Raw genomic sequence first — 13,962 nt, forward strand, 5'->3', positions numbered from 1 at the left:
GGAGAAAAACAGCCGCCCATTGTGCAATAGCGACATGACGAACCCCCTCGTGGGCGTGGTGATGGGGTCCAGCTCCGACTGGGATACCCTGCAGCACGCCGTCCAGATCCTGCAGCAGTTCGGCATCGCGCACGAGGCCCGCGTGGTCTCGGCGCACCGCATGCCCGACGACATGTTCGCCTACGCCGAGCAGACGCAGCCGCGCGGCCTGCGCGCCATCAGCGCGGGGGCCGGCGGCGCGGCGCACCTGCCGGGCATGCTGGCGGCCAAGACCGTGGTGCCGGTGCTGGGCGTGCCGGTGGCCTCGCGCCACCTGCAGGGCGTCGATTCGCTGCACAGCATCGTGCAGATGCCCAAGGGCGTGCCCGTGGCCACCTTCGCCATCGGCGCGGCCGGCGCGGCGAACGCGGCGCTCTTCGCCGTGGCGATGCTCGCCGCCACGGACGCGGCGCTGCGCCAGCGGCTCGAAGCCTTCCGCGCCGACCAGACCGCCGCCGCGCGCGCCATGGCGCTGCCCCCGGCGGCCACGCCATGACCTCGGTCATCCTCCCGGGCACCGTCATCGACGGCCGCCCGGCCACCCTGGGCGTGCTGGGCGGCGGCCAGCTCGGGCGCATGTTCGTGCACGCGGCGCAGGCACTGGGCTACGACACCGTGGTGCTCGATCCCGACCCGGCCAGCCCCGCCGGCCGCGTCAGCCACCACCAGATCGCCACCGGCTACCGCGACGCCGACGGCCTGCGCGAGCTGGCCGCGTGCGCGCTGGCCATCACCACCGAGTTCGAGAACGTGCCGGCCGAGGCGCTGGCCGAGCTGGCGCGCACCCGCCCCGTGGCGCCCGCCGCCGAGGCCGTGGCCATCGCGCAGGACCGCATCCGCGAGAAGGCCCACTTCGCCCGCTGCGCCGCCAGCGGCGGCGTCGCTCCCGCACCCCATGCCGTGATCGAGCGCGAGGCCGACCTGGCCGACGTGCCCGCGGGCCTGCTGCCCGGCATCCTGAAGACCGCGCGCCTCGGCTACGACGGCAAGGGCCAGGCGCGCGTGGCCACGCGGGACGAGCTGGCCGCCGCCTGGGCGTCGATGGGCCGTGTCGCCTGCGTGCTGGAGAAGATGCTGCCGCTGGCCTGCGAATGCTCCGTCATCGTCGCGCGCGGGCGCGACGGGCAGGTCGTCAGCCTGCCGGTGCAGCGCAACCTGCACCGCGGCGGCATCCTGGCCGTGACCGAGGTTTTTGAAGGAAATGTGCCCGCAGCCAGCGCCGATATTGCGCAAGCAGCTACTATAAAAATAGCGAACGAGCTGGACTACGTCGGCGTTCTGTGCGTCGAGTACTTCGTGCTGGACAGCGGCGAGCTGGTCGTCAACGAGATGGCGCCGCGCCCGCACAACAGCGGCCACTACACCGTGGACGCCTGCGACGCCTCGCAGTTCGACCTGCAGGTGCGCGCGCTGGCCGGCCTGCCGCTGGCGCCGCCGCGCCAGCACAGCGCCGCCGTCATGCTCAACCTGCTGGGCGACCTGTGGTTCGACGCCCACGGCGCGCCGCGCGCGCTGCCCTGGCGCGAGGTGCTGGCCCTGCCCGGCGCGCACCTGCACCTGTACGGCAAGACCGAGGCGCGGCGCGGGCGCAAGATGGGCCACCTCACCTTCACCGGCGCCAGCGCCGAAACCGCGCGCGGCAACGCCCTGCGGGCGGCGGCCCTGCTGGGCATCGAGCCGTTCTGACCATGATCCTGGACGGCCACGCGCCCGGGCACGTCGCCCGCGCCGCCGATGCGCTGGCGGCCGGCCAGCTCGTCGGCCTGCCCACCGAGACCGTGTACGGCCTGGCCGCCGACGCCGGCAGCGACGCCGCCGTGCGCCAGATCTTCGCCGCCAAGGGCCGGCCCGCCGACCACCCGCTGATCGTGCATGTCGCCAGCGCCAGCGCCGTGGGCGCCTTCGCCAGCGAGGTGCCGCCCTTTGCGCGCCAGCTCATCGATGCCTTCTGGCCCGGCCCGCTGACCCTGATCCTGCCGCGCCGGCGCCGCCGGCGCCGCCGGCGCCGCCGGCGCCGCCGGCGGCCACGCCACCATCGGCCTGCGCTGCCCGGCGCACCCGGTCGCGCAGGCGCTGCTGGCGGCCTGCGCCGCGCGCGGCGTGCACGGGCTGGCGGCGCCCAGCGCCAACCGCTTCGGCCGCGTCAGCCCCACCACCGCGCAGCACGTGGCGGCCGAATTCGGCGACGACCTCCTGGTGCTCGACGGCGGCCCCTGCGCCGTCGGCATCGAGTCCACCATCGTCGACTGCACGCGCGGCGCGCCGGTGCTGCTGCGCCCCGGCCAGCTCGCGCGCGCCGGCATCGAGCGCGCCGCCGGCCAACGCCTGCGCCTGAAGGAAGAGCTGGCCGCGCCCGACCCGCGGGCGCCCGGCACCCTGCTGGGCCACTACGCGCCGCGCGCCCGGCTGCGCCTGATGGGCGCGGCCGAGCTGCGCACCGCGCTCGAGCTGCTGGGCGCGGACGCCCGGCACATCGCCGTCTGGGCGCGCGCGCCGCTCCAGAGCGCCTCCAGCCACCTGCTGCTGCGCCGCATGCCGGACGACGCCGACGCGGCCGCCCAGCAGCTCTTCGCCGTGCTGCGCGGCTTCGACGACGCCGGCGCGCGGCTGATCTGGGTCGAGGCGCCGCCGGCCGGCCCCGCCTGGGACGGCGTGCGCGACCGTTTGCAACGCGCCGCCGCCAGCGGGTGACTACACTACCCGTCAATTCTTCCGGAGATCCTGTTCATGAAACTCGCATCCACTCGCCGTGGCTTCCTCGCCCTGGCCGGCGCGGGCGCCGCCGTCGCCCTGGCCGGCTGCGGCTCCGGCTCGGTGGTCTCGGCCATCCAGCCCAAGCACTTCTACGTCGTCGGCGACGGCTTTTCCGACGTCGGGCAGACCGGCGCCGTGGCCACCGTCAACGACGGTTCGCTCACCTGGATCCAGCAACTGGCCGCGCGCTACGGCCTCACCGTCACCCCCGCAGCCAGCGGCGGCACCGGCTACGCGCAGGCTTTCGCGCGCATCGACAGCGCCGACACCACCAGCGGCCTCGCATCGCCCAGCGTGGCGCAGCAGATCGACCAGTTGCTGGCGGACGTCACCTTCGAGAACGACGACGTCGTGTTCGTCAACGGCGGCATGAGCGACATCGTTGCCGCCGTCGCCGCCACCGGCATCTCCGACGCCACCACCGCCGCCGTCAAGGCCCACGGCGTGGCGCTGGCCGACCAGGTGCGGCGCCTGGTCAACGCCGGGGCCAAGCACGTGGTGGTCACCGGCGTGTACAACCTGAGCATCTCGCCGTGGTCCCGCTCGCAGGGCCTGTCGGCGCCCGAGGGCATCGACGAGGGCGGGCCGATGACCCGGCTGAGCGACACCTTCAACAACGACGGGCTCAAGGTTTCCATTGCCGGCCTGGGCGACACCGTGCTGTATTTCGACGCGGCCGTGTTCTACAACTTCATCGCCAGCAAGCCGGGAAACTTTTCGGTGAACAACGCCACCACGCCCGTGTGCACCACGCCCACCGCGCTGAGCTGCACCACCGGCACCGTCAAGAGCCCCGACTACAACCGCTACCTGTTCGCCGACGACCTGCACTTCACCCCCGAGGCGCAGCGCAAGTTCGTCAGCGACAACTACGCGGAAAACGTCTACACCAAGCTGAAGGGCCGCTGGTAGGCGCGCGCCTGCAGCGAGCCGGCCCTGCGGGGCCGTTTTTTTTGCCGGGTCGTCCAAGGCGAACGTTCAGGACGGCGCGCCGCTCAGGTGCTGCCGCGCCGCGCCTCGGAGCGCCTCGATCATCTGCTCGCAGGTCGGCGTTCGCGGCCTGGACCGCATGGCGATGATGCCCACCGGAGGCAGCTCGATCGCCACCTTGACCGGCAGGATCCTGAGCAGGCCGTCGCGCTCGAAGTGCCGCGCCACCATGCGGGCCAGGAACCCGATGGCCCGATGCCGGCGGATGGCGTCGAAGGTGACCAGGAAAGAGGCCGACTCCACGATGTCGGTCGGTGGATCGAGCCGGTGCCGGTAGAAGGTCTGGATGAGCTTGACCCGCGAGGACGCCCAGGGCGGCGGCACCACCCACGGCTGGCGGGCCAGTTCGTCCCAGCCGGGCTTGGCCTGCTGCGCCAATGGGTGCTCCGGGTGGCACACGATGCACATGCCGTCGTGCAGCAGCGCTTCGGTGTCGAGGTCGGGGGCGGCGTAGGCCGGCTCCAGCCGGCCCACGAACAGGTCGAGCTCGCCCACGCGCAGCCGCGGCAGCAGGCGCGTCAGGTCGCCTTCCTCGACCAGCACCGTGGCCCGGGGCGACGCGGCCTTGAGCCGCTCGATGGCGCCGGAGACCAGCACCGGAAACGCCACCACCATGGTCCCCACGGCCACCCGGCCGACCGCGCCGCTGGCCACGGCCGTCACCTCGTCGCGCGTGCGGGCGTGGTCGGACAGCACCGATCGCGCGAAGCGCACCACCACCTCGCCGGCGGGCGTCGGCTCGGTGCCGCGGCTGGACCGGGTGAACAGCGCCACGCCGTACAGGCGTTCGACCTCGGCCAGCATCTTCGAGACCGCCGGCTGCGTCAGCGCCAGGAAGTCGGCGGCCCGGCCCAGTTGGCGGAACCGGTCCAGGGCCACCAGCAACTGCAGGTGCCGCAGCCTCAGGTTGGAGCGCAGGACGCGATCGATCTGGCTCATGGATTCACCATGAAAAAATGGAAACTGGAGAGTCCAAAGTTTCAATAGATTGTAATGAGCATAGATCGAATAATCCCGCTCGTCGCTAGCCCATCACAGCAACCATCTTGAATGACTAACTCAAGCTATCCCTGCGATCTCGTTGCGCCAAGGCGACTTGGTGCGAGCGATGGCGTTCAGGATGATCAGCAGTTTGTGCATGCAGGCCACGAGGGCGACCTTCTTGGGTTTGCCCGCCACCAGCAGCTTTGCGTAGAAGGCTTTGAGCACTGGATTGAAGCGTGTACCGACGAGCGCGGCCACGTAGAGCACGCGACGCACGTCGGAGCGCCCGCCGAAGATATGACGCTGCCCGCGCAAGGTGCCCGAGTCGCGGTTCATCGGGGCCAAGCCCACCAGCGAGGTGATCTGCCTGCGGTTGAGGTGACCGAGTTCAGGCAGCTGCGCCAGGAGCGTGCTGGCTGTCGTGGGGCCAACGCCTTTGACGGAGGTCAGCAGTTTGGCCAGGTCAGCGTGGTGAGCCCGCACGTGTTCGCGCAGCTGCCCGTCCACGTCGTGGAGCTGGGCGGCGATCGCATCCATGATCGCCAGGATGCTGGCCTTGGCCTTCGGATGGGCCAGCGCCAGGCGCTGGCGCTCGGCCACCAGCATGGCGACCAACTGACGTCGGCGCGTCACCAGCGCGGTGAGTTCGCGCTGCTGCGCATCGAGCAGCGCACGCGGCTCATGACCCTGCGCGTCCAGCAAGGCGGCGAAGCCGCGCAACACCTGCGCGTCGATGCGATCGGTCTTGGCCAGCTTGCCCGTGCAGCGGGCGAAGTCGCGTGCCTGGCGCGGGTTGATGACCGAAACGCGCAGGCCCGCCGCAGCCAGCGCAAGCGCCAGCAGTCGCTCATGGCCGCCCGTGGCCTCCAGCAGGATCAGGCGCGGTGCCAGCGGTACCAGCACCTGGCACAACTCGGCGTGGCCCGCCTCGTCGTTGCCCAGACTCAAGGTTTGCGCCTCGCCGCTGGCAGCCACCTCGAAGCTGGCCTTGGCGACATCGATACCCACGTAGACAGGTTCACTCATAGCAGTTCTCCGGCTCCCAGCCTTATGAATACGAAATGTGTTCGATCAACCATTCGGGATGCAGCAGAACAAAAAGACCACCACCGCGCGCCCTGTGCTGTGGTTCGAGCTCGGGCTCGCAGGAGACCCAGGCTGCGCAATGGCGAGTCAACCCGTTCACTGATCGACGTGCTTGCCTGCACTTCGACCACTGAAGTTTGAATTATTTGAAAGATATAAGGAGACAAGCCATGCGTCTGAGCCGCCGTCAGTTCACCTTCACCAGCCTCGCCGCCGCCGCGTCGCTCCATGCCCCCGGCCTGCGGGCCGCCGGCTATCCCGAGCGCCCCCTCATCTTCATCTGCCCCTGGTCGGCCGGCGGCACGGCCGATGTGACCATGCGCGCGCTGTGCCAGGCCGCCGGCAAGGAGTTGGGCCAGGCCATCGCCGTGGAGAACCGCGCCGGCGCGGCCGGCATGCTGGGCCTGCGCGCCATGGCCAACGCCCGGCCGGACGGCTACACCGTCGGGCAGATCCCGATCTCGGTCACGCGCTTCTCGCAGCTCGGCTCGGTCAAGCTCGATCCGCTCAAGGAGCTGACCTACATCGCGCGCGTCTCCGGACAGACCTTCGGCACGGTCGTGCCGCCGGGCGCGCCCTGGAAGACGCTGCAGGACCTGGTGGCCGACGCCAAGGCCCATCCCGACACGATCACCTACGCCAGCGCCGGCGTGGGCGGCGCCACGCACGTGGGCTGGGAAGAGTTTTTGCTGGCCGCGGGCGTGAAGATGAACCACATCCCCTTCAAGGGCGGCGCCGACGCGCTGGCCGCCGTGCTGGGCGGGCACGTGCAGGTGCTGGTCGATTCCAGCTCCTGGGCGCCGCACGTGCGCGACGGCAAGCTGCGGCTGCTGGCCACCTGGGGCGAGCAGCGCACCAAGGAATTCAAGGACGTGCCCACGCTCAAGGAGTCGGGCTTCAACGTCGTGGTGGACGCGCCCAACGGCATCGGCGCGCCCAGGGGGCTCGAACCCGCGGTGCTGGACAGGCTGCGCGCGGCGTTCAAGGTGGCGGCGGCCAGCCCTGAATTCGCCAATGCCTGCGCCAAGATCGACGCGCCGCTGATGTACCAGGACAGCCCGGAATACGCCCGCTACGTCGAGGCCACCTACCGCAAGGAGACGGAGTTGATCGAGCGGCTCAAGCTCAAGGAACTGATGGCCAAGAGCTGACCGCCCCTCATACTTCGCGTCTCAATTCCAGGAGCCCATGGCATGGACACCGCGACCCGCTCGCCCCTGATCCGCCTGCACGCCAACGACAACGTGCTGGTGGCGCGCCAGCCGATCGGCATCGGCCAGGAACTGCCCGAATTCGGCCTGCGCATGCGCGCCCAGGTGCCGGCCGGCCACAAGATCGCCGCGCGCCGCATCCCCAAGGGCGAGCCGATCAAGAAATACGACACCGTGATCGGCGCCGCCCTGCGCGACATCGAGCCGGGCGAGCACGTGCATTCGCACAACCTGGAGCTGATCGACTTCGACCGCGACCCGGCGTTCTGCCAGGACGTGCGGCCGATCGACTACGTGCCGGAAGGCCAGCGCGCCACCTTCATGGGCATCGTGCGGCCGGACGGGCGCGTGGCCACGCGCAACTTCATCGGCCTCATTTCCTCGGTCAACTGCTCGGCCACGGTGATCAAGAACATCGCCGCGCACTTCACGCCCGAGCGGCTGGCGGCCTACCCCAACGTGGACGGCGTGGTGGCCTTCGCCCAGACCAGCGGCTGCGGCATGTCCTCGCCCAGCGAGCACTTCGACGTGCTGCGCCGCACCATCGCCGGCTACGCCAACCACCCCAACCTGGCGGCCGTGCTGATCGTCGGCCTGGGCTGCGAGCGCAACCAGGTGGCCGACTTGGTGGCCTCGCAGGGCCTGGCGCCGGGCGAGCGGCTGCGCACCTACGTGATGCAGGACACCGGCGGCACCCGCGCCACCATCGCCGAGGGCATCCGCGCCATCGAGGCGATGCTGCCGGCCGCCAACGACGCGCGGCGCGTGCCGGTGCCGGCCAGCCACCTCAAGATCGGTCTGGAATGCGGCGGCTCGGACGGCTTCTCCGGCATCACGGCCAACCCCGCGCTGGGCGCGGCCATGGACATCCTGGTGCGCCACGGCGGCACGGCCATCCTGTCGGAGACGCCCGAGATCCACGGCGTGGAATTCATGCTCACCCGGCGCGCCGTCACGCCCGAGGTGGGCCAGAAGCTGCTCGACCGGCTGGCCTGGTGGGAGGACTACACGCGCGGCCACAACGGCCAGTTCAACGGCGTGGTCGGCCCCGGCAACCAGGCCGGCGGGCTGGCCAACATCTTTGAGAAGTCGCTCGGCTCGGCCATGAAGGGCGGCACCACGCCGCTGCAGGCGGTGTACGAGTACGCCGAGCCGATCACGCAAAGCGGCTTCGTGTTCATGGACTCGCCCGGCTACGACCCGGTGGCCACCACCGGGCAGATTGCCAGCGGCGCCAACCTGATCTGCTTCACCACCGGGCGCGGCTCCATGTTCGGCAGCAAGCCCGCGCCCACCGTCAAGCTGGCCAGCAACACGCCCATGTTCACCCGGCTGGAGGAAGACATGGACATCAACTGCGGCGTCGTCGTGGACGGCGAGCTGACCATAGACCAGATGGGCGAGCGCATCTTCGAGCACATCCTGCGCGTGGCCTCGGGCGAGAAAAGCAAGAGCGAACAGCTCGGCCTGGGCGACCACGAATTCGTGCCCTGGCACATGGGCATCGTCAGCTGAAACTTCAAAAACAATAGCTGCTGGCGCATATCACACGCCGGCTGGAACCCTATTTGATTCATATTCCATGCCACTCGCCCTGACCCGCCCCGACCTGCTGCGCAGCGCCAACTTCATCGCCGGCCGCTGGTGCGACGCGCCCGCCGCGCGCCTGGCCGTCACCGACCCGGCCACCGGCGCCGCCATCACCGAAGTGCCCGACTCCGGCGCCGCCGAGGCCCGCGCCGCGCTGGACGCCGCGCACGCCGCGTTCGCCACCTGGCGCAAGGTGCCCGCCAAGCAGCGCGCCGCCATCATCAAGCGCTGGAACGACCTGGTGCTGGCCCACCAGGACGACCTGGGCAAGCTCATCAGCCGCGAGCAGGGCAAGCCGCTGGCCGAGGGCAAGGGCGAGGTGGCCTATGCCGCCAGCTACATCGAATGGTTCGGCGAAGAAGCCACGCGCATGAACGGCGAGATCATCCCCGCGCCCGTGCCGGGCCGGCGCATGTTCGCGCTGCGCGAGCCGGTGGGCGTGGTGGCCGCCATCACGCCGTGGAACTTCCCCGCCGCGATGATCGCGCGCAAGATCGCGCCCGCGCTGGCCGCCGGCTGCACCGTGGTCTGCAAGCCGGCCGAGGACACGCCGCTGACCTCGCTGGCCCTGGTGCTGCTGGCGCACGAGGCGGGCGTGCCGCCCGGCGTGCTCAACATCGTCACCGCCTCGCGCGAGAAGACGCCCGAGGTGGTGGATGTGTGGCTGGACGACCCGCGCGTGCGCAAGATCACCTTCACGGGATCGACGCCTGTCGGCAAGCACCTGGCGCGCCGTTCTGCCGACACGCTGAAGAAACTCTCGCTCGAACTCGGCGGCAACGCGCCTTTCATCGTGTTCGACGATGCCGACGTGGATGCGGCGGTCGAAGGCCTCATGGCCGCCAAGTTCCGCAACGGCGGCCAGACCTGCGTGTGCCCCAACCGCGTGTTCGTGCAGCGGGCCGTGTTCGACGACTTCGCGCAAAAGCTCGCCGCGCGCGTGGCCGCGCTCCAGGTCGGCCCGGCCAGCGACCCGGCCTCGCAGATCGGCCCCATGATCAACGACCGCGCGGTCGAGAAGATCGAGCGCCACGCGCAGGACGCCGTGGCCCGGGGCGCGAAGGTGCTCACCGGGGGCCGGCGCCTGCCCGAACTGGGCCCCACCTACTACGCCCCCACCGTGCTGGCCGGCGCCGACGCCACCATGGCCTGCGCCTGCGAAGAGACCTTCGGCCCCGTCGCGCCGCTCACCGTGTTCGACGGCGAGGATGAAGTGATCGCCGCCGCCAACGACACGCCCTTCGGCCTGGCCGCCTACTTCTACAGCCGGGACGCGCGCCGCATCTGGCGCGTGGCCGACGCGCTGGAGTCGGGCATCGTCGGCGTCAACGAGGGCGCGCTGGCGGCCGAGGCCGCGCCCTTCGGCGGCGTCAAGGAGTCGGGCTACGGCCGCGAAGGCTCCACGCACGGGCTGGACGACTACCTGCACACCAAGTACGTGTGCCAGGGCCAACTCGACTGAACACGGAAACACCGCCATGAACAATCCTTTCAAGCAAGCCCTCGCCGCGCGGAGGCCGCAGATCGGCCTGTGGCTGTCCATGGCGCACCCCTACGCCGCCGAGGCCTGCGCCACGGCCGGCTTCCAATGGCTGCTGATCGACGGCGAGCACGCGCCCAATGACCTGCGCAGCACGCTGGCCCACCTGCAGGCGGTGGCGCCCTACCCGGGCCAGCCGGTGGTGCGCGCCGTCACCGGCGACACCGCGCTCATCAAGCAGTTGCTGGACATCGGCGTGCGGAACCTGCTGGTGCCGATGGTGGACACGCCAAGCCAGGCGCGCGCCCTGGTCGCCGCCACCCGCTACCCGCCCGAGGGCGTGCGCGGCGTCGGCGCGGGCGCGGCGCGCGCCGCACGCTGGGGCGCGCGGCGCGGCTACGTGGACCTGGCCAACGGCGAAATCTGCCTGCTGGTGCAGGCCGAAACGCGCACCGCCATGGACAACCTGGAGGCCATCTGCGCCGTCGATGGCGTGGACGGCGTGTTCATCGGTCCGGCCGACCTGGCCGCGTCGATGGGCCACCGCGGCAACCCCGGCCACCCCGAGGTGCAGGCCGCGATCGAGGGCGCCATCCGCACCATCGTCGCCAGCGGCAAGGCGGCCGGCACCCTGACGGGCGACGCGTCGCTGGCCCGCCGCTACCTGGAACTGGGCGCCACCTTCGTCGCCGTCGGCATCGAGGTGACGCTGATGGTGCAGGCCGCGCGAAAGCTGGCCGGCGACTTCGGACTGGGCACCGACGCCGCGATGATGGCGGCCGGTGCATCGGCTTATTGACCTGGAGAAAGACGAGACATGAGCAAGACCTACAAAGTGGCCGCCATCCCCGGCGACGGCATCGGCAAGGAAGTCATGCCCGAGGCGCTGCGCGCGCTGGAGGCGGCCAGCGCCAGATTCGGCTTCGCGCTGGAGTTCACCCCCATCGACTGGGCCAGTTGCGACTACTACCTGCAGCACGGCGACATGATGCCGGCCGACTGGAAGGCGCAACTGCAGGGCATGGACGCCATCCTCTTCGGCGCCGTCGGCTGGCCCGCCACCGTGCCCGACCACGTGTCGCTGTGGGGCAGCCTGCTGAAGTTCCGGCGCGAGTTCGACCAGTACATCAACCTGCGCCCGGTGCGCCTGTTCGAGGGCGTGCCCTGCCCGCTGGCCGGCCGCCAGCCCGGCGACATCGACTACGTGGTGGTGCGCGAGAACACCGAGGGCGAATACACCGCGCTCGGCGGCGTGATGTACGAAGGCACCGAGCGCGAGATCGTCATCCAGGAATCGGTCTTCTCGCGCCACGGCGCCGAGCGCCTGCTGAAGTTCGCCTTCGACCTGGCGCAGAGCCGCCCGCGCAAGCACGTCACCCTGGCCACCAAGAGCAACGGCATCGCCCTCAGCATGCCTTGGTGGGACGCGCGCGCCGACGCCGTGGCCCAGGGCTACCCCGAAGTGACGCTGGACAAGCAGCACATCGACATCCTGACCGCGCGCTTCGTGCTGCAGCCCGGCCGCTTCGACGTGGTGGCCGCCACCAACCTGTTCGGCGACATCCTGAGCGACCTGGGCCCGGCCACCACCGGTACCATCGGCCTGGCGCCCTCGGCCAACCTGAACCCCGAGCGCAAATTCCCCAGCCTGTTCGAGCCCGTGCACGGCTCGGCGCCCGACATCTACGGCCAGAACATCGCCAACCCCATCGCCATGGTCTGGTCGGCGGCGCTGATGCTGCAATTTTTGGGCGAGCAGGCGGCGCACGACGCCATCGTGCGCGCCATCGAGCAGGTGCTGGCGCAGGGCCCGCGCACGCGCGACCTGGGCGGGCAGGCCAGCACCACCGAGCTGGGCGAGGCGCTGGCGGCGCTGATCTGACGCGCGTTGGCCGCGCGGACGATGATTCAAAAAAGATAGCGATAGGCGCAATACCCACGCTGGCCAGCGGCTGATTCGGCTTGAAACCGGGCGCCGCTCAGCGCTCCGGCGGCGGGGCTTGGTCGGCGCCGTGCTCGTCCGCGCCCTCGCGCCGGTGCGGCGGCAGCTCGCCCTTGCGGCGGCCCGCGAACATGGTCCACCACACGATCAGCAGCAGCAGCAGCAGGGCGCCCAGCGCTTCCAGCAGAATCAGGGTCATGAAGCGAGCATCACGGTTTCTTTGCGCAGCGGCCATTGTAGGAATGCTGGCCAGTTGCGCCGTCCAGTCCCCCTCCCCACCGGCCACGCCCCCGTCCACCGAATCTCCCCTGCCGCCCCTGGGCGACGTCGCCGACACCGTCCCGCTCGGCCCCGCCCTGCAGCGCCCGCGCAGCCGCTGGGTGCCGGTGCGCTGGGCCGACCTGCCCGGCTTCGAGCAGGACGCCACCCACGAGGCCTGGAACGCCTGGCTGAAAAGCTGCGAGCGCCCCGCTGCCGCCTTCGCCCGCCTGTGCAGCGAGGTGCGCCGCCTGTCCCTGGCCACGCCCGGGGAGCAGCGCCAGTGGATGCGCCTGCGCCTGCAGCCCTACCGCGTCGAGCCCCTGGCCGGCGCCGGCGCGCCCGGTGGCGACGGCCTGCTGACCAGCTATTTCGAGCCCCTGTACGAGGCCACGCGCCAGCCGCCCGCCGGCACCGGCGCGCCGCTGTACCGCCCGCCGCCGACGCTGGGCCAGCGCAAGCCCTGGTACACGCGGCAGGAGATGGACACCCTGCCCGAGGCGCGCGCCCAGCTCGCCGGCCACGAGATCGCCTGGCTGGCCGACCCGGTGGACGCGCTGATCCTGCAGATCCAGGGCTCCGGCCGCCTGCGCGTGACCGAGGCCGACGGCCGCCAGCGCCTGGTGCGCCTGGCCTTCGCCGCCACCAACGACCAGCCCTACCGCAGCCCCGGCGGCTGGCTGATGGGTCAGAGCCTCATCAGCGACGCCACCTGGCCCGGCATCAAGGCCTGGCTGGCCGTCAACCCGCGGCGCGTGCAGGAGTTCCTGTGGAGCAATCCGCGCATGGTCTTCTTCCGCGAGGAGGCGCTGTCGCCGCTGGACGCGCAGTTCGGCCCGCGCGGCGCGCAGGGCGTGGCGCTGACGCCTGGCCGCTCCATCGCCGTCGATCCGCAGAGCATCCCCTACGGCACGCCCGTCTGGCTGGCCTCGCAGGGCCCCGTCGCCAGCCTGCAGCGCCTGGTGCTGGCGCAGGACACCGGCAGCGCCATCACCGGCGCCGTGCGCGCCGACTACTTCGCCGGCTGGGGCGCCGAGGCCGGCGACTTCGCCGGGCGCATGAAGCAGCCGCTCAAGCTGTGGGTGCTGTGGCCCCGGTGAACGGGTTCATACGTTTGGAGCCAAAAATGGCCATGGCCCGCGCGGATGCTGCGCGAACAGCTATCAGAAAAGCAATTTTCATGCTGCCTGTCCTGGCCCTGCTGCCCGGCTGCGCCGCCATGCTGGACGCGCCGCGCCTGGCCTACCGCTGCCCGTCGGATCTGAGTTTCGAGGCGCGGCTGTACCAGGACATGGCCCTGGTCGAGGGCCAGCGCGGCCACGCCGTGCTGGAGCGCGCGGCCGGCGCGCCAGACCGGCTGCTGTACGCCGACGCCACGGTCAGGGCCGAGTTCGGCCTCGGCGTCGGCCAGCGCCTGGCGCGGCTGGACTACACCAACATCCCCGAGCCCGTGTACTGCCAACGCGCCGCCGTCCCCGACGCCGCCGACGCGCCCGTGCGCGCCGCCCCCCGCCCCGGCCCGCGCAACCGGCCGCCCTTCAACCCCGACGCGCCAGTGGAAACCAACATCCACACCGGCGACGGGCCGCCCGGGCCGGGGTAGGTGCCCCTGTCCTGGTATGAAATCA

At 71.1% G+C, this 13,962-nt stretch carries 13 protein-coding genes and 1 pseudogene; 11 read left to right on the forward strand and 3 right to left on the reverse strand.

Translation table 11 applies throughout. The features are described 5' to 3' along the window. Positions 1–34 precede the first annotated feature (34 nt). The 4 genes and pseudogenes from purE to IPG65_RS06285 all read left to right on the forward strand — a co-directional run bounded on the left by purE (position 35) and on the right by IPG65_RS06285 (position 3,705). Entirely contained in the window at positions 35–535 is a 501-nt protein-coding gene (gene purE / locus IPG65_RS06270) for a 5-(carboxyamino)imidazole ribonucleotide mutase (RefSeq protein WP_293188392.1), read from the forward strand. Then, the gene (locus IPG65_RS06275) at positions 532–1,725 is read left to right on the forward strand and encodes a 5-(carboxyamino)imidazole ribonucleotide synthase (protein WP_293188393.1); all 1,194 of its coding nucleotides are present in this window, start codon (positions 532–534) and stop codon (positions 1,723–1,725) included. The genes purE and IPG65_RS06275 overlap by 4 nt, the downstream gene beginning before the upstream one ends. A 2-nt stretch (positions 1,726–1,727) precedes the next feature. Continuing rightward, positions 1,728–2,730 (forward strand): annotated as a pseudogene (locus IPG65_RS06280) (L-threonylcarbamoyladenylate synthase). Between the two features lie 36 nt (positions 2,731–2,766). Continuing rightward, positions 2,767–3,705: an SGNH/GDSL hydrolase family protein gene (locus IPG65_RS06285; RefSeq protein WP_293188394.1), complete on the forward strand. Its 939-nt coding sequence runs from the start codon at positions 2,767–2,769 to the stop codon at positions 3,703–3,705. A 66-nt stretch (positions 3,706–3,771) separates the two neighbouring features. On the opposite strand, the gene IPG65_RS06290 is transcribed toward IPG65_RS06285, so the two are convergent. Continuing rightward, the gene (locus IPG65_RS06290) at positions 3,772–4,722 is read right to left on the reverse strand and encodes a LysR substrate-binding domain-containing protein (protein ID WP_293188395.1); all 951 of its coding nucleotides are present in this window, start codon (positions 4,720–4,722) and stop codon (positions 3,772–3,774) included. A gap of 120 nt (positions 4,723–4,842) precedes the next feature. After that, entirely contained in the window at positions 4,843–5,793 is a 951-nt protein-coding gene (locus IPG65_RS06295) for an IS110 family transposase (protein WP_293188396.1), read from the reverse strand. Between the two features lie 230 nt (positions 5,794–6,023). Between IPG65_RS06295 and IPG65_RS06300 the strand changes: the two genes are divergently transcribed. From IPG65_RS06300 to IPG65_RS06320, 5 genes are all read left to right on the forward strand, one after another. Continuing rightward, entirely contained in the window at positions 6,024–7,004 is a 981-nt protein-coding gene (locus tag IPG65_RS06300; RefSeq protein WP_293188397.1) for a tripartite tricarboxylate transporter substrate binding protein, read from the forward strand. A 42-nt stretch (positions 7,005–7,046) separates the two neighbouring features. After that, positions 7,047–8,579 (forward strand): UxaA family hydrolase, encoded by a 1,533-nt coding sequence (locus tag IPG65_RS06305; RefSeq protein WP_293188398.1) that lies wholly within the window; start codon positions 7,047–7,049, stop codon positions 8,577–8,579. A gap of 67 nt (positions 8,580–8,646) precedes the next feature. Then, positions 8,647–10,116: an NAD-dependent succinate-semialdehyde dehydrogenase gene (locus tag IPG65_RS06310; protein WP_293188399.1), complete on the forward strand. Its 1,470-nt coding sequence runs from the start codon at positions 8,647–8,649 to the stop codon at positions 10,114–10,116. 16 nt (positions 10,117–10,132) lie between these two features. Beyond that, complete coding sequence (gene hpaI, locus IPG65_RS06315; RefSeq protein WP_293188400.1) at positions 10,133–10,933, forward strand: 4-hydroxy-2-oxoheptanedioate aldolase; 801 nt, start codon at positions 10,133–10,135, stop codon at positions 10,931–10,933. An 18-nt stretch (positions 10,934–10,951) separates the two neighbouring features. Continuing rightward, entirely contained in the window at positions 10,952–12,016 is a 1,065-nt protein-coding gene (locus IPG65_RS06320) for a tartrate dehydrogenase (RefSeq protein ID WP_293188401.1), read from the forward strand. Positions 12,017–12,113: 97 nt separating this feature from the next. Here IPG65_RS06320 and IPG65_RS06325 read toward each other — a convergent pair whose 3' ends face one another. Further along, on the reverse strand, positions 12,114–12,275 hold the full coding sequence (locus tag IPG65_RS06325; RefSeq protein ID WP_293188402.1) for a hypothetical protein: 162 nt from the start codon (positions 12,273–12,275) through the stop codon (positions 12,114–12,116). Here IPG65_RS06325 and IPG65_RS06330 point away from each other — a divergent pair. Together IPG65_RS06330 and IPG65_RS06335 are read left to right on the forward strand one after the other, a co-directional pair. Next, positions 12,208–13,434, forward strand: a complete 1,227-nt coding sequence (locus IPG65_RS06330) for an MltA domain-containing protein (RefSeq protein ID WP_293188403.1) — start codon at positions 12,208–12,210, stop codon at positions 13,432–13,434. The two genes, IPG65_RS06325 and IPG65_RS06330, sit on opposite strands and share 68 nt — an antisense overlap. 80 nt (positions 13,435–13,514) lie before the next feature. Beyond that, the gene (locus IPG65_RS06335; protein WP_293188404.1) at positions 13,515–13,937 is read left to right on the forward strand and encodes a hypothetical protein; all 423 of its coding nucleotides are present in this window, start codon (positions 13,515–13,517) and stop codon (positions 13,935–13,937) included. The last annotated feature ends 25 nt before the right edge of the window (positions 13,938–13,962 follow it).

This window comes from Ottowia sp., assembly GCF_016703145.1.
Taxonomy (GTDB): domain Bacteria; phylum Pseudomonadota; class Gammaproteobacteria; order Burkholderiales; family Burkholderiaceae_C; genus Ottowia.

What these genes read in the sequence shown, in the direction of transcription:
- IPG65_RS06310 (WP_293188399.1), top strand. Translation starts at nt 8,647, where the DNA reads ATGCCACTCGCCCTGACCCGCCCCGACCTGCTGCGCAGCGCCAACTTC.
- IPG65_RS06275 (WP_293188393.1), top strand. Translation starts at nt 532, where the DNA reads ATGACCTCGGTCATCCTCCCGGGCACCGTCATCGACGGCCGCCCGGCC.
- IPG65_RS06335 (WP_293188404.1), top strand. Translation starts at nt 13,515, where the DNA reads ATGCTGCCTGTCCTGGCCCTGCTGCCCGGCTGCGCCGCCATGCTGGAC.
- IPG65_RS06300 (WP_293188397.1), top strand. Translation starts at nt 6,024, where the DNA reads ATGCGTCTGAGCCGCCGTCAGTTCACCTTCACCAGCCTCGCCGCCGCC.
- IPG65_RS06290 (WP_293188395.1), bottom strand. Translation starts at nt 4,722, where the DNA reads ATGAGCCAGATCGATCGCGTCCTGCGCTCCAACCTGAGGCTGCGGCAC.
- hpaI (WP_293188400.1), top strand. Translation starts at nt 10,133, where the DNA reads ATGAACAATCCTTTCAAGCAAGCCCTCGCCGCGCGGAGGCCGCAGATC.
- purE (WP_293188392.1), top strand. Translation starts at nt 35, where the DNA reads ATGACGAACCCCCTCGTGGGCGTGGTGATGGGGTCCAGCTCCGACTGG.
- IPG65_RS06305 (WP_293188398.1), top strand. Translation starts at nt 7,047, where the DNA reads ATGGACACCGCGACCCGCTCGCCCCTGATCCGCCTGCACGCCAACGAC.
- IPG65_RS06325 (WP_293188402.1), bottom strand. Translation starts at nt 12,275, where the DNA reads ATGACCCTGATTCTGCTGGAAGCGCTGGGCGCCCTGCTGCTGCTGCTG.
- IPG65_RS06295 (WP_293188396.1), bottom strand. Translation starts at nt 5,793, where the DNA reads ATGAGTGAACCTGTCTACGTGGGTATCGATGTCGCCAAGGCCAGCTTC.
- IPG65_RS06330 (WP_293188403.1), top strand. Translation starts at nt 12,208, where the DNA reads ATGGTCCACCACACGATCAGCAGCAGCAGCAGCAGGGCGCCCAGCGCT.
- IPG65_RS06285 (WP_293188394.1), top strand. Translation starts at nt 2,767, where the DNA reads ATGAAACTCGCATCCACTCGCCGTGGCTTCCTCGCCCTGGCCGGCGCG.
- IPG65_RS06320 (WP_293188401.1), top strand. Translation starts at nt 10,952, where the DNA reads ATGAGCAAGACCTACAAAGTGGCCGCCATCCCCGGCGACGGCATCGGC.